Here is a 25,052-nt window from a genome sequence, read left to right as displayed (position 1 = left end):
CCATAGGCGCATTCATGCAAAAATTTGAACAACTTATGAATGAATTTGGCAGATTCCATTACGCGCCCCTCACATCCGGCGGCACGCTCCCCCCGACTGCCACGGCACGGAACCGCCTCCGGTCACCGCTCGACCCTCGGATCGAACCCGTGCGTGACGAGCCCTCAACCGACCGCGTCCCGTGATCGATTCGCAATGGATTCCGGTCTTCGCCGAGACCCATTCAGGTACCACGCGATTAGGCTCGACGCTCATGTCCGACACCGCGCCCCCCGACGGCAGTTCCGCTCTTCCCGCCGATCGCGCCCCCGATGGCGCCACTGATCGACCCGCCGTGATCCCGGCCTCCATCGACCGTACGGAGGACCGCCCCGTCTACGTGATCGGGGGCGGGCCCGGTGGCCTCGCGGCTGCCGCCGCGCTGCGCGCGCGGGGGGTGCGGGTCGTCGTGCTGGAGAAGGCGCCGAAGGTCGGCGCCTCCTGGCGCGGGCACTACGACCGGCTCCATCTGCACACCACCCGGCGGTGGTCGGCGCTGCCGGGGCTGAAGATGCCCCGGAAGTTCGGGCGTTGGGTGGGCCGGGACGACGTGGTGCGGTACCTGGAGAAGTACGCCGAGTTCCACGAGCTCGAAGTGATCACCGGCGTCGAGGTGTCCCGGATCGACCGGGCGCCGGACGGGGCCGGCTGGGTGCTCTCGGCGACCGGCGGGCGGGTCCTGACGGGGCGCGCGGTCGTCGTCGCGACGGGCTTCAACCACACGCCCCGGATACCCGACTGGCCCGGCCGGGAGACCTGGTCCGGGGAGCTGGTGCACGCGGCCCAGTACCGGAACCCGGCACCGTACGCGGGCCGGAGCGTGCTCGTCGCGGGGATCGGGAACACCGGGGCCGAGCTCGCGGTGGACCTGGTGGAGGGCGGGGCCGCCGAGGTGCGGATCGCGGTGCGTACGGTCCCGCACATCGTGCGGCGTTCGACGGCAGGGTGGCCCGCGCAGGCGACCGGCATCCTGGTGCGGCGGCTGCCGGTGTGGCTGGTCGACCGGGCGGGCGCGCTGATGGCGAAGGCCGCGGTGCCGGATCTCGCGGCGCAGGGGCTGCCGCGCCCGGACACCGGGCTGTACTCACGGGTCAAGGACGGGGCGATCCCGGTGCAGGACGTGGGGCTGATCGACGCGGTGAAGGCGGGGCGGGTGCGGCCGGTGGCGGCCATCGCCTCGTTCGAGGGCGCGGAGGTGGTGCTGACCGACGGCACACGGCTGACGCCGGACGCGGTGATCGCGGCGACGGGGTACCGGCGCGCCCTGGAAGGGCTGGTCGGGCACCTCGGCGTCCTGGACGGGCGGGGCCGGCCGGTGGCGTACGGCGCGAAGGCGCCGAAGGAGGCGCCGGGGCTGTACTTCACCGGGTTCTCCAACCCGATCAGCGGAATGTTCCGCGAGATGGCCCGGGACGCGGTGAAGATCGCGCACCGGATCGCCCGAGCGCCTCGCTGACGGTCTCGTACGAGCGGGCCAGGTCCTCCCGCAGCGACACGGTCTGCGGGTGGTCCGGGCCGAGCGCCCGCGCGCAGTCGGCGAGCGTGCGCTCCAGCAGGGCGATCCCCTCGGCCGGGCGGAAGACCAGCAGGAGGGCCATCGCCACCTGGGTCCGGGACGACAGGGTGTCCGGGTGGTCCGCGCCGAGGATGCGGGCGCGGTCGGCGGCGGTCCGCTCGTGCATGCGCAGCGCCACCTCGGGCTGTCCCGAGACGAGGAGGTTCTGCGCGACGCTGAACCGGGCCACCAGGGTGTCGCGGTGTTCCCTGCCGAGGACCCGCCTCATGTCCGCGAGCACGTCCTCGTAGAGCAGGTGGGCTCGTTCGTGCTCCCCGGCCTCGGCGAGGGCCCCCGCGAGGAAGTGGCGGGCACGCAGCACGTCGGGGTCGTCCTGGCCGCGCATCCGAACGCGCTCGGCGATGTCCTCCTCGTACAGCGCGACGGCCTCGCCGTACCTCTTCATCTTCTGGTAGGTCATGGCGAGTTGGTGACGGATCACCAGGGTCGTCGAATGGTCCCGTCCGAGGTGGCGTTCCGCGTCGGCGAGGTTCGTGCGGTGCAGGCCGAGGGCGCGCGCCGGGTTGCCCACCAACCTGTAGGTCTCGGCGAGATGGCTGCGGGTGCGGAGTGTCATGGGGTGTTCTTCGCCCAGCAGACGCAGATGGCCGTCCAGGTTCCTGCGGAGCAACGGCACCGCCAGGGTCGGATTCCCGCTCCGTTCGTGGGCGTACGCGAGGTCGTCGCGCGAGGAAAGGGTGTCGAGATGGTCCTCTCCCAGGATGCGGACCCGGTCGGCGAGCACCTCTTTCTGTATCGCCAGGGCCCGCCGGTGGTCTCCCCGTGCCTCGTACAGGTGGGCGAGCCGGGATCTGACATCCAGGGTGCGCGGGTGTTCGGCGCCTCCGACGCGGAGCGCCTCGGCGAGGGCGCGGTCGAAGAGGGATTCCGCCCGCACGACGTCCCCGGCCCGGTACGCGGCAGAGGCCAGGTTGATCCGGACGCCGAGAACGTGCGGGTGGTCCTCCCCCAGGGTTCGCCGCATGCCCGTGAGTACTTCTTCGAGGAGCTCGGCCGCCCGCTCCGGCTCTCCCTGGTCCATCCGGATGCCCGCGAGGTTGCTCCGGATGGCCCACATGTCCGAGTGGCCCTCACCCCCGGCCGCGAGCAGGGCGGTCAGCGCCCGGCGGAACAGGACATCGGCGTGGCTCAGGGCGTACTGCTCCAGCAGGCGACTGGCGATCCAGGCCAGCAGGTGGGCCATCGCCTCCGTATCGTCCTCCGGCCGGCTGTTCCCGGCCAGCGCCTCGGCGTGGACGAGGAGCGGCCGGCCCAGGGACGGACTGGCCGGCGCCTCCTCGTCTCCAGCGGCGTCCAGGATCCCGTCGGCAGCCCGCTCCCGGGCCTCCGCCACCGCGTCCGCCGTGCGGTGCGGGTCGTCCGGGTCGGGAGTGCGGGCGAGCGCCTGCACCAGGCGGTGCACGGACAGAGTGCCGTCCGGCCCGGCCGTGATCATGCTGTGGGCCGCCAGCCTGCCGATCGCCCGCGCCAGGAGCGGCGGCGGGGCCAGCTCGTCCAGCAGCACGCGGGGGATGTGGTCGGGGGCGTACCAGGCGAGGGTGCGCAGCACGTCACCGGCGAGCGGGGTGTCGGCGAGGCGGTCCAGGGTGATGCGCCAGACGCGGGCGACCGTGCGGTCCGCGTCGGTGGTCTCCGCGCCGATGGCGTAGGTCTCGGCGGGCCAGGAGCGGAGCATGGCGAGGTAGGCGCGCGGGGTCGTGCCGTTCTCGTGGCAGTAGGCGGCGGCCTGCTCGACCGCGAGTGCCAGGTGGCCCACCTCCTCGCACACCTCGGCCGCGCCCTCGGTGTCGCGGGGCCCGTCCTGGGTGAGGATGCGGTCGAACAGCTCGACGGATTCGGCGGGGTCGAAGACGCCGAGGCGGACGGTGGTGGCGAGATGGTGCCAGCCGGTGGCGAGGCGGGTGGTGATCAGGACCCGGCCGCCCCCGCCGAGGCGGTCGAGCAACGGGCGTACGTCGTCCGGGTGGTTGACGTTGTCGAGTACCAGCAGCCAGTCGTCGTGGGACGCGAGCCAGGCGAGGGCGCGTTCGCGTTGGAGTTCCTGCGGGAGCCCGGCCAGCCCCGGCTGGAGGGCGCGGGCCAGTGCGGCGAGGCCGGTTTCGACGGCTGCCGCGCTGTCGGCGCCGATCCACCACCTCAGCCGGTCCGCGGAGCGCCCGGCCGCCCAGCGGGCGGCGAGGGCGGACTTACCGACCCCGCCGAGTCCGCTCACCGCCCGCAGCACCACCCCGCCCGGCTCCGCGAACGCCGTGTCCAGCGAGTCGAGGGCGGTGGACCGGCCCACGAAGAGGGCGCCGTGCGGCACGTTCGACAGTCCGTCGCCCACCGCGTCGTCCGGGATGGGGCCGTACGCCTCCGCAGGCGCCAGCGTGGCCTTCTCGATGTGCAGGGCGACGGAGTTGAGGATGTCCCGTCCGGCCGCGTTGGACCCCGTGCGGGCGGAGACGGGCGGCAGCGGCGAGGTGTCCGGGCCGGGCGGGGGCTTGCGCTTCACGAGCCGTGCCGGGCGGTCGAGCCGTCGATGTCGCCGCCGGCCGCGTTGGAACCGCCGGTCGCGGTGATGCCCGGAGTCTCCGCTCCCCCCGCCGGTGCGGCGCCGGGCGCGGTGTCGTGCGCGGAGGCGGCCCGGATGCTGCCGCGCGCCGCGTTGGAGCCGCCCGCCGCCCGTACGGACTCGGGAGCCGGGTCGGCGGGTACGGGGCCCGGGGCGGAGGGCGCAGCGTCCCGGAGCTGCCGGAACGCCACCCCCAGCGCGACCACCCCGGCCACCGTGCCGACCACGCCCGCGATCTGGCTGGACCGCTCCAGATCCGCCGCCGTCACCCAGACCAGCAGCCCCACGGCCACCGCCGCACCGGCCCCGGCCAGCACCCACCAGGTCGTCCTGCCCGCTCCGCGCCACCCCGTCATGGAGCCATTCTGGCCCCTGTCCCCGCGTGCCGTAACGGAGTTGGCGTCAGCGAGTCCCGGCCGTCAGGCAGCCACCACCGTCGGCGCATCCGTGGGCAGCGGCTTGCGGCGGACGACGAGGGACATCAAGGCGGCCACCGCGCACAGCGCCCCGGCGGAGTACCAGACGACGTCGTAGGAGCCGAAGACGTCCCGGGCCACTCCGCCGAGGAACGCGACCACGGCCGCGCCGATCTGGTGCGAGGCCAGCACCCAGCCGAAGACGATCGCGCTGTCGTCGCCGTAGTGCTCCCGGCAGAGGGCGATGGTGGGCGGGACGGTGGCGACCCAGTCCAGGCCGTAGAAGACGATGAAGAAGACCATCGGCGGGTGCACCGAGGGCGCCATCAGGACCGGCAGGAAGAGCAGCGAGATGCCGCGCAGCGCGTAGTAGACGGCGAGCAGCCGGCGGGAGTCGAAGCGGTCGGTGAGCCAGCCGGAGAAGACGGTGCCGACGATGTCGAAGACCCCGATGACGGCGAGCAGCGAAGCGGCGGCCGTGACCGGCATGTGGTGGTCGTGGGCGGAGGGCACGAAGTGGGTGCGGATCAGGCCGTTGGTCGACGCGCCGCAGATCGCGAACGCCCCGGCCAGCAGCCAGAACTGTCCGGTGCGGGCCGCGTCGAAGAGCACCCGCAGGGTCCTGGCGGCGGCGCCCCGGGTGGGAGCCGGCTTCCGGGTGTACGCACCGCCGTAGGGGGCGAGACCCACGTCGGCGGGGTGGTCGCGCAACAAGAACCAGACGAGCGGTACGACGACCAGGGCGGCGAGGGCGACCGTCATCGAGGCGGGCTGCCAGCCGTGCTCCTTGACGATCCAGGCGCAGAGCGGCAGGAAGACCAGCTGGCCGGAGGCTCCGGCGGCGGTGAGGATGCCGGTGACCAGGCCGTGCCGGGCGACGAACCAGCGGTTGGCGACGGTCGCGGAGAAGGACATCGCCATGGAGCCCGTACCGATCCCCACCAAAAGGCCCCAGTAGATCATCAGTTGCCAGGAAGCGGTCATCCAGACACTGCCGAGCGCACCGGCGGCCACCACGGTCAGCGCGAGGGCGACCACCCGGCGGATGCCGAACCGGTCCATCAGCGCGGCGGCGAAGGGCGCGGTGATCCCGTAGAGCGCGAGGTCGATCGAGACGGCGAGGCCGATCTCGCCGCGCGACCAGCGGAACTCCGCGTGCAGCGGGTCGATGAGGAGACCGGGCAGGGCGTTGAACGCGGCGCCGCCGATGATCGTCACGAAGGCGACGGCGGCGACGATCCAGGCACGGTGGATCCGGGGGACGGTCGGGAAACGGTACGGGCGGGGGGACTTGTCGGCCGGGGCCGGAATCCGGCGCTCGCCCTCGCCCCGGGCGGCGCACTCGGTTGTCTGGGTCACGTCCATGAGCATCCGGCCGGGGACGGGGTACGGACGAGTGGCCTGGAAGCCACCTGTCGCAGGGATCGGGCCACCGGCCTTCGGACAGATGTACGGGATGCGTACGATCAACTGCCGGAAGCACAGCCACCCTTGCGGCCCACGACACCCGCAGCCACCCCGACAACGAGGACAGATCACCATGTACTGGGAAACCCGCCAGGAGTTCGACCGCCGCGCCTCCACCCGATCCGCCTGGGGCATGGGCCTGGTGGCAGTCGCGGTCGTCCTGCTGGTGTGGCTGGGCTGGCTGCTCCTGGTGCCCTTCAGCGTCACCTCCTCCATCGGCGACCACGAGATCGACTGCGGCGCGCCCGTGTCGGAGGTGTACTCGCCGAGCAGCAAGAACGTCTGCGCGGACGAACGCCAGTGGCCGGAGCTCATCGGCGTCCTCGGCCTCTCGGTGCCCTTCGCCGTGACCGGCGCCGCGCTCTGGGTCTCCGGCAACAGCCGCAAGCGCACCGCCGAACACGTGCTGCGGCTCCTGGAGCTTCAGGAGTCCGAGGGGCGGACCCGCCGCGAGGCCTGAGCGGACCGGCCCGCCACCGTCGCGGCCCACCGCCGCACCGCCCGGTGCACGCCCCACGAGAACGCCGCGCCCACCGCGTACCAGAGCAGGTCCGGGGCGTTGAAGGTCGAGCCGAGCACCAGCCGGAACACCTCCGAGCGGGCCGACAGTCCGGCGGGCACGCCGGTCAACTGCGCGACCTCCACGGCGCAGCTGAGGACCAGCGCCGCCCCCGCCGCGAGGGCCGGGCGGACGCGCGGGGCGACCAGCACCGCCAGGGCGTGGACCAGCACCGTGTAGAGCGCGTCGCCCGCGTACTTCCCGCCCTCGCCGTCCGAGACGGCGCGGACGGCGAGGGCGGTGGCGACGGTCAGTACGGCACAGGCCGCCGCGACCCCACGGGTGCGCGCGGCGGCGGGCCTCCCGGGGACCCGCCCCCGTCCCCGTACCGCCCCGGTCATCCCGCGCGCTCCAGTCGGCTGATGGGGCGCGCGACGAGCAGCGCGGACACGACGAGCAGGTTGATCACGGCGCCCGCCAGGAACAGCGAGGACGTGCCGACCGCCTCGGCGACCGGGCCCGCCAGCGCGCGGCCCGCCGCGACCATCAGGAGCGACCCCGCCACGTCGTAGGCGTGCAGCCGGTTCAGCGCCTCGGGCGGCACATGGGTCTGGACCGTCGTGGACCACATCACCAGCCAGAACGCGGAGGCCGCGCCGGCCACCGCCTGGCCGGCGCCGAGCGCCGCGACCGGCAGGTCGAGGCCCAGCACCACCAGGTTGACGGCGACGGCCGGGAGGGCCAGCGCCCCCGCGGCGAGCGGGCGGCGCGGGCGCAGCCGGAGGGCGAGCAGCCCGCCGACCACGCTGCCCGCACCGCTGACCGCCATCATCACGCCGTACGTCCCCGAGCCGTGGCCTTCGGTGATCCGGACGGCGGTGAGCGGCTGGACCGGGCCGAGGACGGCGAAGCCGTACACCGTCCAGATCGCAATCACTCCCCAGAGCCAGGACCGGGCACGGAACTCGCGCCAGCCGTCGACCAGTTCGGCGACGAAACCGCCGCGCGGCACTTCGTCGTGCGGGGCGGGAGCGAGTCTCAGCAGGAAGAGGCAGATGCCCGAGACGGCGAAGGTGGCCGCGTTGGCGACGTACACCGCTCCGGCGCTCGCCAGTCCGACCAGCAGGCCCGCGAAAGCCGGGCCGGCCATCGTCATCAGGGCCTCGGAGACCCGCAGGACCGCGTTGGCGCGCTGGACGTCGGTGGAGATCCGGGGCACGGTCGAGGCGACGCCCGGTTGGAACAGCGCGGCGCCGACACCCGCGACCGCGCTGAGCGAGCAGACCGCCCACAGGGGCGGGCTGCCGGTGGTGAAGAGGACCGCCAGCGCCGAGGCGCCGGCCAGCCGCAGCACGTCGGCGGCGACCATCATCCGGCGCGGGGTGAACTTGTCGGCGAGCACCCCGCCGAAGAGCACGAACACCGCCAGCGGGGCCATCCAGGAGGCGAGCGCATATCCCACGGAGGAGGTCGGGCGGCCCGCGCCCAGCAGCCCGGCGGTGAGCGCCACGGGGATCATGCCGTCGCCGAAGAGGGCGACGGTGCGGGCGACGAAGAAGTACCGGAAGTTACGGTTCCAGAGCGGCTCGGCCGGGCCGCCACCGACCCCGGGAAGCACCGTCGGTGCGGCCGGGTCCCACCCCTGGGCGAGCTGTCGCGGGGCGTGTACGGTCCCTTGATCACCGAGCCCGGGAATGCGTGCGCCGTTCCGTTGCTTCTCCGTCACATCGCAGAGGTGTACCAGGCGAAGGTCTATACCACCAAGAGGTTAAAAGAGGAGGCGGTCGTGGTCCACCGTGTGGTGGTGCTCGCGCTGGACGGAGTGATCCCCTTCGAACTGGGCATCCCGCAGCGGATCTTCGGGATCGCCCGGTGCCTCGGGCCCGTCGGCGAGGGTGAGCCGCTCTACGAAGTCGTCACCTGCTCCGTCCGGCCGCCCGGCCCGGTGCAGACGGACGCGGACTTCGCGGTGATGGTCCGCAACGGCCCCGAGGCCCTCGCGGAAGCCGACACGGTCGTGGTCCCCGCCTCGTACGAACTGGGCCCGGTGTACGACGAGGGCCGGCTGACCGGCGAACTCACCGCCGCCTTCGCCCGCATCCGGCCCGGCACCCGGCTGGTCGCCATCTGCACCGGCGGGTACGTCCTCGCCGCCGCCGGCCGGCTGGACGGCCGCCCCGCCACCACCCACTGGGCGTCCGCCGACCACTTCCAGCGGCTCTTCCCGAAGGTCCGGGTCGATCCGGACGTGCTCTTCGTGGACGACGGGGACGTGCTCACCTCCGCCGGTGTGGCCGCGGGCCTCGATCTCTGTCTGCACCTCGTGCGACGCGACCACGGCACCGCCGTCGCCAACGACGTGGCGCGCCGCACGGTCGTACCACCGCACCGGGACGGCGGCCAGCGCCAGTTCATCCAACGCCCGGTCCCCGAAACCCGGTTCGCCACCACGACCGCGGCCAGGGCCTGGGCGCTCGACCGCCTGGACCGGCCGATCCAGCTGCGGGACATGGCGGAGCGCGAGTCGATGAGCGTACGGACCTTCACCCGCCGCTTCCGCGAGGAGGCCGGAATCAGCCCCGGCCAGTGGATCACCCAGCAGCGGGTGGAACACGCCCGCCGGCTCCTGGAGTCCTCCGGCCTCACCGTCGACCAGATCGCCCACCAGTCCGGTTTCGGCACCGCGACCTCGCTCCGCCAGCACTTCCAGGCCGCCCTGGGCGTCCCCCCGACCGTCTACCGCAGGACCTTCCGCGCGGCCACCGACGTCCGGGGGTGACTCGGTACGGGCCCTCAAACGTGTCGCAACACGCTTCAGGGCTGTCAGGTCAGATCGGGATAGAGATCGCTGAAGGCGAGCAGCGGGTCGTAGGCGTCGAGCGCGGCCGGGTCCTCCGCACGCGCCTGGGACGCCGCGCGGCCGTGCCGGTCGACCTCGCACCAGATCTGCTTCCCGGTGCCCTCGGGCATCCAGCCCCAGCGGTCGGCGAGCCCGTCGACCAGCTCCAGGCCGCGCCCGTTGGTGTCGTCGCCCTCCGCGTGACGCTGCTTCGGCGGGCGGGCGCTCGCGTCCGCCACCTCCACGCGCACGGTGCCGCCCGCCCCCGGCGCACCGGTCGGGCCGAAGAGCATCCGCAGTACGGCCGGACAGCCCGTGTGCACCACCGCGTTGGTGACCAGTTCCGAGATCAGGAGGATGAGCGTCTCGGCGAGCGGCTCGTCGTCCCTTATCCCCGACCCCTCCAGGCGCGACCGCGCCCATCTGCGGGCACGTCCCACCTCTGCGGGATCCGCCCCGACCTCCAGCTGAACCTGAAGCACCTGCACCGCTCACACCATCCGAACCGGCGGACACATCGCCTCGCGCCTCCTCAGGATCACGGAACGTGATTCCTGTGCGCGACAGCATGGTTGACGTACAGTCACCGCAACAAGCGCTTCGGGCATATTCACGCGCGAAGGAGTACGCGTGGTGCATACTGTGCGACGCTCTCGGCCGGAGGCCGCCCAGACGGCCCTCCGCGCCCGCGGCATCGCCGTCCGGCCCGGCCCGGTGCAGCTCCCTGAGGTACGAGCAAGGCACCGCACCCGGCCCTCGGCCGCCGCGCGGGCCGCCTCCGGAGCGTCCGGTTCCACTAGCTCTCGCATCCCACGGAGCGTACCCGAGCACGCCGACGACTCCTGCCGGTGACGACCCGGCCACGGGGCGTCGCAGAACCGGCGCGAGGGGTGGCCTCCCTACGTCACCGCACGTCACCGTGTGCGGGGACCGGGCTCACCCCTGGCGGAACGGTTCGCTCCGGCGCCCGCGGACGACCGGGCCGGACATCTGCGCGAAGGAGGAGGCAGGACGCCTGAGCGAATGCACGCCCACCCGCACGCCCGGCGCACCACGGAGTGCGCGGCCGGAGCGCGGGGGGCTCACATGTACGGCCCGACCCCACGCTCCGGCATCCGGCGTTGCCGCGTCCGGCCCTCCCGCGTCAGGCGTCCGGCTCGACCACGGTGACGTACGCGGCGAGGGCCGCCACGGCGTCGTCCTCCGCGACGAGCCCGTCCTGATCGGTGTCCAGGCTCCGGGCGGCGACGCGCGCGATGTCCGCGTCCGCGCCGAGCACCCGCAGGGCCCGCTCCACCGCGTCGACCGGAGCCGTACCGGTGGCCGAGGCTCCCCGGACCGGGGCGCCGAAGGAGGCGTGGGCGCCGTCGGCGGCGGCGACGTCGATGGCCGCGCGCAGGAAGGGGCGGGCGATCTCCGCGAACCGTTCGGGGCTGTCCCGCAGCCGCTTCACCGCCCCGCCCACGAACTCCTCGCGGCTGACCCGCTGGTCACCGTCCACGTCCGCGATCCCGGCCATCCCCTGCCAGAAGGCCTCCGCCCCGCTGTAGAGAGCCTGCCCCCGGTCGCACCGGGCCGTCGTGCCGAACTCGGCAAGCAGTCGGGCCGCGGCGGCGTTGAAGTCGGTCCGGTCGATGTAGCCACTGCCGTCCTGGTCGAAGGCGGCGAAGCGGTGCGCGATCTTGCGCTCGTATTCTGCGCTGTCCATAGCGGGGAGCGTACGACGCCCGACGTCGTCACGTGTCACTGCGGCAAGACAGCAATGTGACAAAGCGGTATGACAACCGCACCGAACCCGTCATCCGTCGGACTGTCAGGCGGGCAGCGGGAGAGCGGTCTCGTCGACGGCGGCGTCCGCGTCGGGATAGACCTCGAAGAGCCGGCGCACGCCCAGCGCGGCGAGCACCCGGTTGACGTGGGAGCCGTCCTCGGCTCCCCGGGCAGGCAGGATCAGCCGCAGCCGGCCACCGCAGGACTTCATCAGCCGGCGGGAGGCGATCAGCACCCCGACGCCGCTGGAGTCGCAGAAAAGTACGTCCGTCAGGTCGAGGACGACCTGATGCCGCCCCGCCGCGACGGCTCCGTGCACGGAACTACGGACGACGGGTGACGTCACCAGGTCGAGCTCGCCGTTTATCCGGAGCACGGTCCAACCGCCCTGCTCGGCCTCGTCCACCTTCAGCGTCACGCGACTGGACCTCTCGTTCCGGGGCTCCCGACGAGACCGGTACCGGACCGGTGTCGATGCGGAGGATTCCGTTCCTCCTCGCGGCTGCCCATTCGCCCCTCCATGAAACACCGAGCCACTCTTCTGTGCGCACGCGGGTTTGCGGGGGCCAGGACCGGCAAGAAGCCCTACCGCACGCCCCCGCCCCGATGGCACCGGCAGCCCGCCCGCCGCCCGCCCTTCCGTCACCGGGCCCCTTTACCATTCAACGGCCCGCCACGAGGTAGTTGGCGCAAAGGTTCGTGTTCGGACGGGGTCGCGCACTACATTCAAGGTGCACGAGAGGCACGGGGGCACGTTTCGGGACCGACCGCAGGGCGCAGGGCTGGGGGTTTCATGGCGTACGGCGCACCTCCCCGCTGGGACCGCAGGATGCAGCAACGGCTGGCGCGCGGCGAGGCGGCGGCCCTCGGCGAGCTCTACGACCGGTTCGCCGCACTCGTCCACAGCCAGGCCAACCGGATGCTGGACGACGAGGACGCCGCCGACATCGTGACCCGCGAGGTCTTCGCCCATGTATGGGAGAACCCGGACGCCTACGATCCCCGGCTGGGCTCCATGCGGTCCTGGGTGGCGCGGCTGGCCCACCGGCGTTCGGTGGAGCGGCTGCGCTCGGCGGAGCGCGACGCGTACGAGGGGCCCGACGGCCGGAGCGACGGCCCGCCGGACACCTCCGAGCTGGACGAACGTCTGCGCAGGGCGACCGCCGCGGCCCGCGCCGACTACATCGCGGCCACCATGCCCGAACCACTGCGGGCCGCGCTGGAACTCGCCTACATCCAGCGCCGCGACTACCGGCAGGCCGCCGCCGACCTCGGGGTGACCGAGATCGAGGCCCGCCGCCGGCTGCGGCTCGGACTCCAGCTCCTCTCGACGGCGAATCTCGCCACGGCGGACGGTTTCTCGCCGCCCGGCTACGGACGTGCCCTGTGAGCGGCCACGGCGACGGCAGCGGCGGAACCGGGGGTGCGGGGGACGACGTGCGGCGCACCCGGCGGATACCGGGCCCGCGCAGCGCCCCGGACGACCTGGCCCTCGACTCCGTACCGAGGCCGGTGCTCCCCTCGGACCTGACCGACCTCGCGGACCTCACCGACGCGGGGGACCTGTCCGTGCCCGAGAACGGGCCGGACGCGGAGGCGGAGGACGGGTCGGAGGCGGAGGACGGGCCGGACGCGGAGGCGGACCCGGAGGAAGAGGTGGAAGCCCTGCCGCGGCCACGCCGCCGTCCGGAGCCGCCCCCGTTCGTGCTGCCGACCGTCCCCGTGCCGGTGGTCCCGGTGCCCGAAGCCTCGCACTCCGCGCTGCGCTCGATGCTCGGCGCGTGGGCGCTGGCCGCCTGTTCGGCCGAGGAGGGCGCGGCCGTGGAGGAGCACCTCGCCGGCTGTCTGCCCTGCCGCGAGGAGGGGACGCGGCTGCGGGACGCGGTGGGGCTGCTGCACACCGACCGTTCGCTGGACCTCGACCCGAAGCTCCGCACCCGGGTCATCGAGAGCTGCCTCGAACGGCGTCCGGCCGGGATCCCGCTTCCGGAGTGGGCGGCGCCCTACGACGCGGAGACCGCGCGGCTCGACGCGCTGCTCCGGGACATCGGCGACGCCGAGTGGCACGCCCCGGTGCGGCTGCGGTGGTTCGAGGACGAGAAGCCCGCCACCCGGAAGACGACGGTGGCCGGGGTGATCGCCCATCTGCTGGCCGTCGACGGCCTCGTGGCCGACGCGCTCGGGCTGCCCGATCCGCTGGGCGGGCGGGACCTGGCCCGTAACCCGGTCGCGCGCACGGAGGCGATCTGGTCGGAGTCGGCCCGCCCGGCGACCCGGTCCATCCGTACGCCGTGGCGCGAGCTGAACCACACCCTGCTGCGTACGGTCTCGTTCGCCGAGCACGCGGTGGCGGACGACTCCGTCTCGTACGGGAGCTTCTCGCTGTCGGTCCGGGACTCGCTGGTGGAGCGGGCCTTCGAGTGCTGGGTGCACGGCTGGGACATCGCGCGGGCGGTCCACTACCCGTACGACCCGCCGGCCGCGGGGCACCTGAACCGGATGGTCGACCTGGCCGCCCGGCTGTTGCCCGGTGCGCTGGCGGTACGGCGCCGGGCGGGGCTGGCCGCGCCCGCGAAGGAGCTGGTCGCGGCGGGTTCCCCGGGGCGCTCGCTCCACCTCGAAGTGGAGGGCCGGGGCGGCGGGAACTGGTACATCCCGCTGGACTCGCCCGCCGCGGTCGGCTCGGCCGACCACACGGTGGCGCAGATCGCCCTGGACGGCGTGGAGTTCTGCGAGCTGGTCGCGGGCCATGTGCCGCCGGTGGAGGCCGCGGTGGGGCGGATCGGTGACCGTCAGGCCATCAAGGACGTGCTGTACGCGGCGGCCTCGCTCAGCCGGTTGTGACACGTCCGGGGTGCGACGCGGCCCGGCCGTGACGCGCGCCCGCCGGCACGCGGCCCGGGTGTGACGCGGGCGGGCGGCCCGACCGCGTCCGGTCGCCGGGCACCCGGCTGCCGCTCAGGCGAAGACCACCGTGCGGCGGCCGTTGAGCAGGATGCGCCGTTCCGCGTGCCACTTCACCGCGCGGGCGAGGGCCTGGCACTCCACGTCCCGGCCGATCGCGACCAGTTGGTCCGGGGTGACGCCGTGGCCCACGCGCTCGACCTCCTGCTCGATGATCGGCCCCTCGTCGAGGTCGGCCGTCACGTAGTGGGCGGTCGCGCCGATCAGCTTCACGCCCCGCGCGTGCGCCTGGTGGTAGGGGCGTGCGCCCTTGAAGCTCGGCAGGAAGGAGTGGTGGATGTTGATGATCCGGCCGCTGAGCGCCTTGCAGAGGTCGTCGGAGAGGACCTGCATGTAGCGGGCGAGGACGACGAGTTCGACGTTCTCCGCGCGGACCAGCTCCAGCAGCTCGGCCTCGGCTTCTGCCTTGGTGTCCCGGGTGACGGGGATGTGCCGGAAGGGCACGCCGTAGGAACCGACCAGCTCGGCGAAGTCCTCGTGGTTGGAGACGACGGCCGCGATCTCCACCGGCAGCGCGCCGATCCGGGACCGGAACAGCAGGTCGTTCAGGCAGTGCCCGAACTTGCTGACCATCAGCACCACCCGCATCCGCTCCGACGCGAGGTGGATCTGCCACTCCATGTGGAAGGAGTCGCCGATCGCGGCGAAGCTCGCCCGAAGCTTCTCCACCGACACCGGCGAGGACGCCGAGAAGTGGACCCGCATGAAGAACAGGCCCGTGTCGTGGTCACCGAACTGCTGGCTGTCCTCGATGTTGCAGCCGGTCATGAAGAGATAGCTCGACACGGCGTGCACGATGCCCTGTTTGTCCGGGCAGGACAGCACGAGAACATAACTTTCGGAGCTCTCGGAAGCGACTACCGGGGCGTCCGGGGCGGGGGAAGCGGGCTGCGGCGCGGTCATCCCCGTAGATTGCCACACCCGCCGGGCCTCAGGCCGATCTGGTCATGATGCGGAGGACGTCCAGAGAGCGCGGCGGGACGTCGGGGTCGTCGCCGTCGTTGGTGGCGAGCAGCACATGGGCCTCGCGGGTGGTCTGGACGGCCTCCGGCCATCCCGCGTGCTCCAGGTAGGCGGAGACGGGGGCGTCCGCGCCGACCTGGTGCATGATGCGCAGCACCCGCAGCACGGCGGCGTCCACGGCGGCGGCCTCGGCCGGGTCGCGGAAGATCGTGCCGATGTACTTCTCGGCGGACCAGTTGTCCAGCCAGGTGTCCTCGACCAGGCGGTACACGGCGTCGGTGACGTCGCCGTACCCTTCCCGGCCGGCCAGCCAGCACTCGTGGTGGAAGACGGGGTCGGAGAGCATGTGCAGCGCCGAGCGCACGTTGCTGCGCCAGCGCCACCAGGGCATGTCATTGAGCGGCATGCCGTCCATGGTGGTGGAGCGGCGGCCTCGACGGGAAGTGTTCTCCGAACCTTGGTGCACGGTTGTCGATCGTACGTTCCCTCGCGCCGGGTACGTGCGGGCCCCCGGAATTCACCGTCCGGTCACGTCCCGTTGCCTGTCGCACACAGCGCCGTTACCCGGGGCCCGGCAGGCTCCGTGTCCATGACCGGACGGCTGCGCGCCCCCCTTCTCCGCTTCTTCGACTCTCCCGCTTCCCCGGGCACGCGCCGGCTCGTCGTCGGAGCGGCGGCGGCGGCCGGAGCACTGCTGCTGTCCGGCTGCGGGGCGCTCCCCGGCGCGGCCGCGGACTCCGACGGCACGGTCACGGTGATGACCTGGGCCCCGGGCGCTTCCGAGGACGCGGACTCCGTCACGATGGCCGGAGTGACGGCCACCGCCACCACCTACGCGAAGTGGATCAACGGGCGGGGCGGCATCGGCGGGCACGAGCTGAAGGTGCTCACCTGCGACGAGGAGGACTCGCTCGCCGGCGCCGAGAAGTGCGCGCGCGAGGCGGTCGACCGGGACGTCGCGGCGGTGGTCGGTTCCTACAGCCGGCACGGCCAGACCTTCATGGCGCCGCTGGAGGCGGCGGGCATCCCGTACATCGGCGGCTACGGCGCGTCCGACGAGGAGTTCCAGAGCTTCGTGTCGTACCCGGTCAACGGCGGGCAGGCGGCGCTGTTGGCGGGCAACGGCAGACAACTGGCGGGCTCCTGCGAGAAGGTGTCGCTGGTCCGCCCGGACTCCATCGTCGGAGACAGCATGGCGACGCTGTTCGACGCCGGACTGGCCCTGGACCACCGGCACGCCGCCACCGACGTGGTGGCCCCCGAGTCGGCGACCTCGTACGACTCCGAGGCCACGAAGGCCCTCGACGCGGCCGGGGACGGCTGTGTCACCGCGGTCCTCGGCGAACGCACCGGCACCTTCTTCGACTCCTTCCGCCGGCTTCCCTCGAACGAGGGCGGAGTCAGGATCTCCTCGGTGCTGGGCAGCGTCAGCCAGCCGCTCATCGACAGCACCGGCGGCCGGAACAGCCCCTTCGAGGGAGCGCTCGTCACCGGGTGGTACCCCGTGTCCTCGGACGCGCGCTGGAGCGACCTGCGCGAGGCTGTCCGGAAGTACGCCTTCGAGGACGACAGCATCGATCCCGCGGACTCGGCCGTGCAGACCACCTGGATCGCGTACACCGTGCTGGAGGCGGCCGTCGAAGCGCTGGGTGACGGCGGGGTGAGCGCGTCGGCGGTCACCTCGGTGCTGAACCACGGGCTGAAGGTGGACACCGGCGGCCTCACCCCGCAACTGCGCTGGCGCTACCAGGACATGCTCGGCTCGGCCGCGTACCCCCGGATCGTCAACGGCCAGGTCACCTTCCAGGTGGTCCACGGGGGCCGGCTGGTGTCGCAGAAGAAGGGGTTCACGGACGTCACGGAGACCCTGTCGGACGCCAAGGCCGTACGGGGCTGAGCGGCCCCGGAGCCCGGGGCTCCGGGGGCGCTTCGCGGCACCTCGGGGGACTCAGAGCTCCGTGTAGGCGCGGCTGGTGAGGCCGTACTTCTCGGCGATGGAGTTCCACAGGCCGGACGCCTGCTTCTTGGCGGTGGTCGCCTCGCCGCTCTTCACGCCCGCCCTGCTCGTCTCATTGGTGCCGGCGGCCTTGCCGCCCTTGCACGCCTTCTTGCCCTTCGCCTGATGCGCCCAGTTCGCGTAGTGCTCGTCGGCCGAGGCCGAAGCCTCCCAGGCTCGGGTCAGGGAAGAGGCGAGCGCGGCGTTGTCCGGCAGTTGGTCGATCGCCACGCTCTTCAGCCGGGTCACCAGATCGCGGCGCTGCTGGGCGGCGCCCTCGAGGTCGGATGCCGCCTGGTCCAGGTCCTTGCAGTTCTTGATCTTCTCGACGGCCCCGATCACCGTCTCCCGGCTGTTGTTGCTGTCGGCGAGGAGCTTGTCCAGCTCCACCGCCTGCGGCTTCGCCAGATCCTCGGCGGCGGGCGCCGAGGAGTCTGCGCCGGGCGAACTCGCCGAGGCCACGGGCTGCTTGTCGTCCTTCGAGTCGCCGCCGCCGCTCAGCAGCGCACCGGCGCCGAGGCCGACGACCGCACAGCCGACCACCACGGCCGCGATGAGCGGGATGTGCGCCGACCTCCGGCGCGGCTCGGGCTCGGGCTCGTACGCGGCCTGGGGGGTCTCGTACGGCCCCTGGGGGCCCTGGTAGCCGGTCGTGTATCCCTGCTGCTGGGCGCGGGGCGGGAGTTGGCCGCCCGGATAGCCCTGCGGCTGTCCCTGCGACTGTCCTTGCGGCTGGCCCTGCGGGTGACCGTACTGCTGGTGCGCGGGCGGCTGCTGGTGCGCGGGGTCGACCCGGGGCATCTGCGTGGTGGCGCCGGCCGGTTCGTCGCTGCGGAAGAGGTTGTCGAACTCCGAGGGGGGCCGCCGGTCCTCCGGCGCCCCCGGGCGTATGTCGTACGGGGCGGCGGGAGTCGGCGGGATGTACTGGGTCGCGTCGCCGTCCGGCCCGGCCGGCACCGGTGCGATGAACTGCGTGGCGTCGGAGTCCCCGCCCGGCGCCCTGCCCGGTACGGCCTCCGGCGGCAGCGGCTGCGCGTACGGCTGCGGCTGCGCCGGCGGCATCGGCTGCCCCTGCGGGGGCTGCTGATAGGTGTTCGGCTGCCCACCCTGGTAACCGCCGGACGCCGGCAGGTACTGCGCCTGCTGGGCCTGCTGGTACGGGTCGTGCGTGCCGTAGCCGCCGGACTGCGGATAGCCGCCCTGCTGCTGGTACGACTGCGCCGGGTCACCCGGGTGCTGCTGCGGTGGCGGCTGGGACCCCCACGCCTGGCCGTCCCACGGCGAGCCGCCCGCCGGGGCGGACTCCTGTGGCCGGCCGTCCGCGGCAGCGGGGTTCCAGGGGGCACCACCGTCCGCGGGCAGCACGACACCTTCGTGGGCGGGCCGTACAGCTGGGAGCTGCTGATCGTCACCCTGTCCGCTCTGCGTCACCGGGACTCCTACGTGTCAACCAACGAAAACGTCGGCTCACGCTATCGGGTGATTGCCCGGCTTCGCCAAGCGCGTCCGCGCCCCGCACCGTCCCTTCACCAGCCGTACGGCTTCTCGACGGCCCGGGAGGCGAACGGAGGACTCCGGATACCGGGCTCTCGTACGGGGGACGAACCAGCAGCTCAGGAGCGCCAAGACGCGGCACGGCGCCGTGGCTGTCGGCGCGCACCCGCCGGGAACCGCGGGACAGCCCTGAGACTTCCGCCACGCCGTCGGGCACCGGGGCACGCGCCGTACCGGAGTGCGGTCGGCGCACACCTTCCCGTACGGCGCGCGCGGCGGTCCGTCCCGCGCGCTGCTCCCGCCCCCTGGGCGTCCCTCAGGCGGCCTGGAGATCCAGGCGTGCGCTGAACTCCCGGACCGCCGACTCCTCCCCGTACGGCAGCAGCCGCTGCTGGAGGTCGTCCAGGTACTCCGCGCCCCGGCTGGAACGCACCGTCTCCAGCAGCTCCACCGCCCGCAGGCCCGTGTAGCAGGCCTGTTCGACCTCACGCTGCTGAACCTGGGCGGTGGCGAGAAGCACCAGGGCGATGCCGCGCCGGCGCGCCCTGGTCTCCGGAAGCGCGGCGAGCGCCTCCTTGGCCCGGCGGGCCGCAGCGGTGCCCTGACCCAGATCACGGTGGCAGTGCGCGAGTTCGTCCGCGAGGTACCCCTCGTCGAAGTGCGCGATCCACGACGGGTCGTCGCCGGTGTCCGTACCGGCCCGCTCCAGCGCCTCCACCGCACGGCCGGCCACCTCCTCGCAGGTGGCGGCGTCGCCCAGAGCCGCGTGCCCGCGCGCCTCCGCGGCGAGGAACATCGACTCCGCCCGCGGCGTCACCTGGCCGCGCGCGCCCTCCTGGGCCGCGCGGGCGAGCTGCGCGATCTCACGGGGGTTGCCGAGCTGGGCGGCGAGGTGACTCATCGAGGCGGCCAGCACGTAGCCGCCGTACGCCCGGTCGCCCGCCGCCTGCGCGAGGCGCAGGGCCTGGATGTAGTAGCGCTGGGCCAGCCCGGGTTGCCCGGTGTCGATGGCCATGTAGCCGCCCAGTTCGGTGAGTCGGGCCACGGCCGCGAACAACTCCCGTCCCACCGACTCGCGGTACGCCCCCGAAAGCAGCCCGGAGACCACGCTGTTGAGGTAGTGGACCAGCACCGGGCGGACGTGCCCGCTGCCGAACCGGTGGTCGAGGTCGACCAGTGCGGCCGTCATGGCACGCACCGCTTCCACGTCCGAACGCCCCACCCGGGCGCCGGCGTTGCGGGCGACCTGGGAGTCGGTCCCGGTGATCAGCCAGTCCCGGCTGGGCTCGACCAGCGCGGAGGAGGCGACGGTGGAGCCGGAGAGCAGGTCGCGGCGGCCCACGTCACTGCGCCACAGCTCGCAGACCTGCTCGATCGCCCCGAGCACGGTCGGGGCGAACTGGAGGCCGACGCCGGAGGCGAGGTTCTTGCCGTTGGCCATGCCGATCTCGTCGATGGTGACCGTGCGGCCGAGCTTGCGGCCGATTGCCTCGGCGATGATCCCCGGCGCCCGGCCCCGGGGCTGCTGCCCGCGCAGCCAGCGGGCCACGGAGGTCTTGTCGTACCGGAGATCGAGCCCCCGTTCCGCGCCGACCATGTTGACCCTGCGCGCCAGGCCCGCGTTGGAACAGGCCGCCTCCTGGATGAGCGTCTGGAGCCTTTCGTTCGGCTGTCGGGCTACGAGTGGTCTGGCTGCCATGTACGTCCCCCTGGAGAGCGCGGTAGTAGGTGGTGGCATCACTGCCCGTCGTCGGCGCAAGCAATGCGCCCATTCCTCTGTATTCGGTACGACCAGCATGAGAGCTGCTGTTTTTCGGCCACTTCACGCAAAAGACCCGCGCGTCCCGCTCCGCCGCCCCGGAACAGCCCGGAGGCCGGGCCGACGCACGGCCCTGGCATTCCCTACCCGCACATGGGCGCCCGGCCCCGCACGCGCCCCCGCCCGTGCACCCGTGCGCCCCATATGCGGTGCCTGTGCACCGGCACGGCTGCGGGGGGCGGCCGTAACCACCGGTGGTGCGGGGAGTTGTGCTGGACGTGGAAAAGCCGATCACACTCACGGGAAACGCCCCGCTCCCCCCGCAGCGCGGCGAGCAACTGCTCGACGCCGCCGTCCGCTACACGGAGGAACGCCACTGGGACGTCTTCCCGGGCAGCTGGCTGGAGGCGGTGGACGGGCACGAGCAGTGCTGCTGCGGGGACGCGCACTGCGCGCTGCCCGGCGCGCACGCCCTGCGGCCCGACTGGGCGGGAGCGGCGACCGGCAGCGGGGCGGCGGCCCGCCGGATGTGGTCCAAGCACCCTTCCTCCGCCATCCTGTTGCCGACCGGCCGGAGCTTCGACGTGATCGACGTACCGGAGTCGGCGGGCTTCCTGGCGCTCGCGCGGATGGAGCGGATGGAGCTGACGCTCGGCCCGGCCACCTGCACGCCCGACCGCCGCATGCTCTTCTTCGTCTCCCCCGGTGCCGCCGCCAAGGTCCCCGACCTCGTCATGCACCTCGGCTGGAACGCCGCGTCGATCGACCTCGTCGCCCGGGGCGAGGGCCACTACATCGCAGCCCCGCCGACCCGGGTCGGCGGCCGGGGCGCGGTCCAGTGGGCCCGTCGCCCCACCGCCGCGAACCGCTGGCTGCCCGAAGCCGAGGAACTCGTCAGCCCGTTGTCGTACGCCTGTGCGCGCGAAGCGGCGGACGCGCGGACGCGCCTTTCGTAAGGTGGTCCCCACCTGTGGGGATACCGAGAGGTCGTGCCATGTCTGACCGGACCGAAGCCGAGAACGCCCCGCCCCGCGAGACGGCCGACCCGGCGGGACCGGTGCCCGCCGTGCGGGTGCGGGGGCTGTGGAAGAGGTTCGGCCGGCAGACGGCCGTCTCCGGGATCGATCTGGACCTGCCTGCGGGCCGGTTCATCGGGCTGGTCGGGCCGAACGGCGCGGGCAAGACGACCACGCTCTCCATGGTGACGGGGCTGCTGCGGCCCGACATGGGGAAGGTCGAGATCGGCGGCCACGACGTGTGGACCGATCCGGTCGCGGTGAAGTCGCGGATCGGGGTGCTGCCCGAGGGGCTGCGGCTCTTCGAGCGGCTCTCCGGCCAGGAACTCCTCGCCTACAACGGCAGGTTGCGCGGGATCTCCGGCGCCGAGACCGACAAGCGGGCCTCCCAGCTGCTGGACGTGCTCGATCTGGGCGACGCACGGCACAAGCTGGTGGTCGACTACTCGACCGGCATGCGGAAGAAGATCGGTCTGGCGGCGGCCCTGCTGCACAATCCCGAAGTGCTCTTCCTGGACGAGCCGTTCGAGGGGGTCGACCCGGTCTCCGCGCAGGTCATCCGAGGAGTGCTGGAGCGCTACACGCGGTCCGGGGCGACCGTCGTCTTCTCCAGCCATGTGATGGAGCTGGTCGAGTCGCTCTGCGACTGGGTCGCGGTGATGGCGGCGGGCCGGATCAAGGCGCAGGGGCCGCTCGCCGAGGTGCGGGGCGAAGCCCCCTCGCTCCAGCAGGCGTTCCTGGACCTGGTGGGCGCGCGTGCGGTGGACGGCGCGGACGGCCTCGACTGGCTCGGCGGCGGCCGATGAGCGTCCTCGACGTCCCCTCCGGCCCCGCCCCGGTCGCCCCGGTCGCCGGGAGCGAGGGGCTGGTCGCCCTCTTCGTACGGCTCAAGCTGGCGCTGCTCCGCAACGGGCTGCGGCAGTCGGCCGGGCGGCTGGCCGCGTTCGTGGTGTCCCTGGTCGTGGTGGTCCTGATCGCGGCGGGGCAGCTACTGGGGCTGGTGCTGCTGCGTGGCGAGGGCCGGGACGCGGCCACCGTGGCGGTGCTGGCCACCGGGGTGCTCGCGCTCGGGTGGGCGGTGCTGCCGCTGTTCTTCCCGAGCGGGGACGAGACGCTCGACCCGAGCCGGCTGGTGATGCTGCCGCTCCGGCCGCGTCCGCTCGTGCGGGCCCTGCTGGCCGCCTCGCTCGTCGGCATCGGGCCGCTGTTCGCGCTCTGCCTGCTGGTGGGGTCGGTGCTCGCGGTGGCGCACGGGGCGGGGGCGGTGGTCGTCGGGGTGGTCGCCGTACCGCTGGCGCTGCTGATCTGCGTGGCGCTGGCCCGGTCCGTCGCCACGGCGAACATCCGGCTGCTGACCTCGCGCAAGGGCCGCGATCTCGCGGTGCTGAGCGGGCTGGTGATCGCGGTGGGCATGCAGTTCGTGAACTTCGGCGCCCAGCGCATCGGCGCGGCGGGCGGGCTCTCCGCCCTGGAGCCGGCCGCCGGTGTGATGCGGTGGCTGCCCGCCGCCTCGGCGATCGGCGCGGTGGACTCCGCGTCCGGTGGGGCGTACGGCGAGGCGGTGGCGCAGCTCCTCGTCTCGGTGGTGGCCCTGGCCGCTCTGCTGTGGTGGTGGCGGCGCGGGCTGGTGACGCTGATGACGGCCCCGGACGGCTCGACGGTGGCCGCCGCCGGACCGTCGCGCGGGAAGGACCGCGCCGTCGGGCGCCCGAGGCTGGGCCGACTGCTGCCCGAGGGCCGCACCCGTACGGTGATGGGCCGGAGCCTGCGGTACGTCCTGCGGGACCCGAAGACGAAGGCTGCCTGGATCACCTCGCTCGCGGTCGGGCTGATCGTGCCCGTCTTCAACGCCCTGCAGGGCGCCGGCTCGGTCTGGTTCGCCTGCTTCGCGCCGATGCTCCTCGGGATGCAGATGTTCAACCAGTTCGGCCAGGACACCTCCGCCTTCTGGATGGTGGCGCAGACCATCTCGACGCCCCGGGACGCGTACGAGGAGCTGCGGGCGCGCGCCCTGGCACTGGCGGCCGTCGCCGTGCCGTACACGGTGCTGGTCGCCGTGGCGCTCGCCGTCATGCTCGACGCCTGGGGTTCGCTGGCCGGGGTCATGGGCGTGCTGCTCGCCCTGCTCGGCGCGATGCTCGGCCTGGGCGCGCCGGCGTCGGCGTTCTTCCCGTACTCGATCCCTCAGGAGGGCGGCTTCAAGAACGTGGTGCCGGGTCAGGGCGGACTGGCCGTGCTGTCCTCCCTGGGGGGCCTGGTCGGTTCGGTGGTGGTGGCGGCGCCGGTGATCGCCGTGACCGTGGCGGACTCCCGGTCGGTGTGGCTGATGGCGCCCGCGGGCGCGGTGTACGGCGTGCTCGTCGCCTGGGCGGGTCTGCGGCTCGCGGCGACGCGCACGGCGGCCCGGCTGCCGGAGATCCTCACGGCGGTCAGCAAGGGGTGAGCCGGGCGCGTGCGGCCGGGCGCGGGCCTGCGGGCCGGCCTGGCGTCGAGCCGGGCACGGGCTCGGCCCCCGCCCGGAGCCCGGCCGGGCGTCGTCGGGACCGGCCGGGCGTCGTCGGGAGAGGGATCGTCAGGAGACCGCTGCCGCCGGGGCGGGCCCGGCCGGCTGTTCCAGGAAGGGTTCGACGGCCGCGCGCCAGGCGTCCGGGCGGTCGTAGTGGGCGAGGTGGCCGGCGTCGGGGACCTCGGCATACTGTCCGAGCGGCAGCACCCGGACCATCTCCTGGGCCTCGGCGCGGCCCAGTTGGCCGTCTATCCCGCGCAGCACCAGCGTCGGGCAGCGGACCTGCGCCAGCTCCTCCCAGTGGGCGTCCAGCACCCAGGTCGCCCGGGACTCCAGCATCTGGCGGCGCGAGAAGACCGGCCGCCAGCCGTCGTCGCCCTCCGCCATCACCTCGGCGAAGAACTCGCCGCGCGCCGGGTTGGGGCGCTCCACCCACGGATCGTCCTCGCCGAACCACTTCCGTACGTCGGCGAGGGTCGCGAAGGGCACCGGCCAGGAGTCGAACCAGCCGCTCCATTCGCGCTGGGTGGCGGCGCCGGGCGCGGAGGCCCGCATGTCGCAGATGACCAGGGCGCGCACCAGGTCGGGGCGCTTGGCGGCGAACTGCCAGGCGGTGAGGGCTCCCATGGCGTGCCCGACGAGGGTCACCGGGCCCAGGCCGAGCTGTTCGACCGCGCTCTCGACGTCGTCCACGTACGCGTCGCGGGTGTACGGGCCGTCCGCGGGCTTCTCACTGCGGCCGTGGCCGCGCTGGTCGAGCCCGACCACGCGGTACCGCTCCGAGAGCCAGCGGGCCTGGGCGGCCCAGTGGGTCGCGCGGCCCATCAGTCCGTGCAGCAGTAAGACCCCCGGCGCACTCGTTTCGTCCGCGCGCCCCTTGGGCGGATCGGTGAACTCCCAGGCCGCGAGCCGGACTCCGTCCGAGCCCGTCACATCGATGCGCCGCACCATATGTCCTGGCATCCCCTTCTGGTTCTCGATCACGGGTGGCCTCGCCGCTCACACTATCGAACCTTTATTCGAAAACAGCAGGACTGGCGTTCAACACCGCTCGTTCGGGTGACAACGTTCCATGATTGACCGCCGCCGACCTGGGGAGATGTTCAGCGGGGAGCGGGCCGCTCGGGGATGACGGTCCGCAGGAACGACCCTGGGAGCTCGGGGCTCCGGGTCGGCACCGGGGAGGACGGACCC

At 73.2% G+C, this 25,052-nt stretch carries 22 protein-coding genes; 9 read left to right on the top strand and 13 right to left on the bottom strand.

What is annotated here, in order from left to right; genetic code table 11:
* The first annotated feature begins 253 nt into the window (after positions 1–253).
* Entirely contained in the window at positions 254–1,495 is a 1,242-nt protein-coding gene (locus ACFWEP_RS07265; protein ID WP_387366923.1) for a flavin-containing monooxygenase, read from the top strand.
* Here the strand turns inward: ACFWEP_RS07265 and ACFWEP_RS07260 are convergent.
* The 3 genes from ACFWEP_RS07260 to ACFWEP_RS07250 form a co-directional block, all read right to left on the bottom strand.
* Positions 1,422–4,109, bottom strand: a complete 2,688-nt coding sequence (locus ACFWEP_RS07260) for a tetratricopeptide repeat protein (RefSeq protein WP_387366920.1) — start codon at positions 4,107–4,109, stop codon at positions 1,422–1,424. The genes ACFWEP_RS07265 and ACFWEP_RS07260 overlap by 74 nt on opposite strands.
* Entirely contained in the window at positions 4,106–4,525 is a 420-nt protein-coding gene (locus ACFWEP_RS07255) for a hypothetical protein (protein ID WP_387366917.1), read from the bottom strand. Before ACFWEP_RS07255 ends, ACFWEP_RS07260 begins: the two co-directional genes overlap by 4 nt.
* A 63-nt stretch (positions 4,526–4,588) precedes the next feature.
* Positions 4,589–5,956: an MFS transporter gene (locus tag ACFWEP_RS07250; RefSeq protein ID WP_387366963.1), complete on the bottom strand. Its 1,368-nt coding sequence runs from the start codon at positions 5,954–5,956 to the stop codon at positions 4,589–4,591.
* A gap of 169 nt (positions 5,957–6,125) precedes the next feature.
* Between ACFWEP_RS07250 and ACFWEP_RS07245 the strand changes: the two genes are divergently transcribed.
* The gene (locus ACFWEP_RS07245; protein WP_387366914.1) at positions 6,126–6,512 is read left to right on the top strand and encodes a hypothetical protein; all 387 of its coding nucleotides are present in this window, start codon (positions 6,126–6,128) and stop codon (positions 6,510–6,512) included.
* On the opposite strand, the gene ACFWEP_RS07240 is transcribed toward ACFWEP_RS07245, so the two are convergent.
* Both ACFWEP_RS07240 and ACFWEP_RS07235 read right to left on the bottom strand, forming a co-directional pair.
* Complete coding sequence (locus ACFWEP_RS07240) at positions 6,476–6,952, bottom strand: DUF2809 domain-containing protein (protein ID WP_387366911.1); 477 nt, start codon at positions 6,950–6,952, stop codon at positions 6,476–6,478. The genes ACFWEP_RS07245 and ACFWEP_RS07240 overlap by 37 nt on opposite strands.
* Positions 6,949–8,169 carry an MFS transporter gene (locus ACFWEP_RS07235; RefSeq protein WP_387366960.1) on the bottom strand — a complete coding sequence of 407 codons (1,221 nt, stop codon included), beginning with the start codon at positions 8,167–8,169 and terminating at the stop codon, positions 6,949–6,951. The genes ACFWEP_RS07240 and ACFWEP_RS07235 overlap by 4 nt, the downstream gene beginning before the upstream one ends.
* Positions 8,170–8,337: 168 nt before the next feature.
* Between ACFWEP_RS07235 and ACFWEP_RS07230 the strand changes: the two genes are divergently transcribed.
* A complete protein-coding gene (locus ACFWEP_RS07230; RefSeq protein WP_387366957.1) occupies positions 8,338–9,330 on the top strand; it encodes a GlxA family transcriptional regulator in 993 nt (330 codons plus the stop codon).
* Positions 9,331–9,374: 44 nt separating this feature from the next.
* Here ACFWEP_RS07230 and ACFWEP_RS07225 read toward each other — a convergent pair whose 3' ends face one another.
* From ACFWEP_RS07225 to ACFWEP_RS07215, 3 genes are all read right to left on the bottom strand, one after another.
* On the bottom strand, positions 9,375–9,878 hold the full coding sequence (locus ACFWEP_RS07225; protein WP_387366908.1) for an ATP-binding protein: 504 nt from the start codon (positions 9,876–9,878) through the stop codon (positions 9,375–9,377).
* A 656-nt stretch (positions 9,879–10,534) separates the two neighbouring features.
* Positions 10,535–11,098, bottom strand: coding sequence for an EF-hand domain-containing protein (locus tag ACFWEP_RS07220; RefSeq protein WP_387366905.1), 564 nt, complete (start codon positions 11,096–11,098; stop codon positions 10,535–10,537).
* A gap of 105 nt (positions 11,099–11,203) precedes the next feature.
* Positions 11,204–11,578 (bottom strand): STAS domain-containing protein, encoded by a 375-nt coding sequence (locus tag ACFWEP_RS07215; RefSeq protein WP_387366902.1) that lies wholly within the window; start codon positions 11,576–11,578, stop codon positions 11,204–11,206.
* Positions 11,579–11,953: 375 nt separating this feature from the next.
* Between ACFWEP_RS07215 and ACFWEP_RS07210 the strand changes: the two genes are divergently transcribed.
* A complete protein-coding gene (locus ACFWEP_RS07210) occupies positions 11,954–12,550 on the top strand; it encodes an RNA polymerase sigma factor (RefSeq protein ID WP_387366899.1) in 597 nt (198 codons plus the stop codon).
* Positions 12,547–14,004 carry a maleylpyruvate isomerase N-terminal domain-containing protein gene (locus ACFWEP_RS07205; RefSeq protein ID WP_387366897.1) on the top strand — a complete coding sequence of 486 codons (1,458 nt, stop codon included), beginning with the start codon at positions 12,547–12,549 and terminating at the stop codon, positions 14,002–14,004. Before ACFWEP_RS07210 ends, ACFWEP_RS07205 begins: the two co-directional genes overlap by 4 nt.
* A 114-nt stretch (positions 14,005–14,118) precedes the next feature.
* On the opposite strand, the gene purU is transcribed toward ACFWEP_RS07205, so the two are convergent.
* Together purU and ACFWEP_RS07195 are read right to left on the bottom strand one after the other, a co-directional pair.
* On the bottom strand, positions 14,119–15,027 hold the full coding sequence (gene purU / locus ACFWEP_RS07200; RefSeq protein ID WP_387366894.1) for a formyltetrahydrofolate deformylase: 909 nt from the start codon (positions 15,025–15,027) through the stop codon (positions 14,119–14,121).
* A gap of 28 nt (positions 15,028–15,055) precedes the next feature.
* Positions 15,056–15,502 (bottom strand): hypothetical protein, encoded by a 447-nt coding sequence (locus ACFWEP_RS07195; protein WP_328723785.1) that lies wholly within the window; start codon positions 15,500–15,502, stop codon positions 15,056–15,058.
* A 174-nt stretch (positions 15,503–15,676) separates the two neighbouring features.
* Here ACFWEP_RS07195 and ACFWEP_RS07190 point away from each other — a divergent pair, with 174 nt between their 5' ends.
* A complete protein-coding gene (locus ACFWEP_RS07190) occupies positions 15,677–16,984 on the top strand; it encodes an ABC transporter substrate-binding protein (protein WP_387366891.1) in 1,308 nt (435 codons plus the stop codon).
* Positions 16,985–17,035: 51 nt separating this feature from the next.
* Here ACFWEP_RS07190 and ACFWEP_RS07185 read toward each other — a convergent pair whose 3' ends face one another.
* Positions 17,036–18,514, bottom strand: coding sequence for a hypothetical protein (locus ACFWEP_RS07185; RefSeq protein WP_387366888.1), 1,479 nt, complete (start codon positions 18,512–18,514; stop codon positions 17,036–17,038).
* Between the two features lie 379 nt (positions 18,515–18,893).
* Positions 18,894–20,276: a transcriptional regulator gene (locus ACFWEP_RS07180; protein WP_387366886.1), complete on the bottom strand. Its 1,383-nt coding sequence runs from the start codon at positions 20,274–20,276 to the stop codon at positions 18,894–18,896.
* A gap of 329 nt (positions 20,277–20,605) precedes the next feature.
* Between ACFWEP_RS07180 and ACFWEP_RS07175 the strand changes: the two genes are divergently transcribed.
* The 3 genes from ACFWEP_RS07175 to ACFWEP_RS07165 are packed head-to-tail and all read left to right on the top strand — an operon-like array spanning position 20,606 to position 23,795.
* Positions 20,606–21,292: a bifunctional DNA primase/polymerase gene (locus ACFWEP_RS07175; protein ID WP_387366883.1), complete on the top strand. Its 687-nt coding sequence runs from the start codon at positions 20,606–20,608 to the stop codon at positions 21,290–21,292.
* A 38-nt stretch (positions 21,293–21,330) separates the two neighbouring features.
* On the top strand, positions 21,331–22,158 hold the full coding sequence (locus ACFWEP_RS07170) for an ABC transporter ATP-binding protein (protein WP_387366880.1): 828 nt from the start codon (positions 21,331–21,333) through the stop codon (positions 22,156–22,158).
* The gene (locus ACFWEP_RS07165) at positions 22,155–23,795 is read left to right on the top strand and encodes a transporter (protein ID WP_387366877.1); all 1,641 of its coding nucleotides are present in this window, start codon (positions 22,155–22,157) and stop codon (positions 23,793–23,795) included. The genes ACFWEP_RS07170 and ACFWEP_RS07165 overlap by 4 nt, the downstream gene beginning before the upstream one ends.
* Positions 23,796–23,924: 129 nt before the next feature.
* Here ACFWEP_RS07165 and ACFWEP_RS07160 read toward each other — a convergent pair whose 3' ends face one another.
* Positions 23,925–24,809, bottom strand: coding sequence for an alpha/beta fold hydrolase (locus ACFWEP_RS07160; protein ID WP_387366954.1), 885 nt, complete (start codon positions 24,807–24,809; stop codon positions 23,925–23,927).
* Positions 24,810–25,052: the final 243 nt, after the last annotated feature.

Origin of the sequence: Streptomyces sp. NPDC060198 (assembly GCF_042728415.1) — a bacterium.
GTDB lineage: Bacteria > Actinomycetota > Actinomycetes > Streptomycetales > Streptomycetaceae > Streptomyces.
The sequence above is the reverse complement of the archived record's forward strand: the minus strand, read 5'-3'. Positions and strand labels throughout refer to the sequence as shown.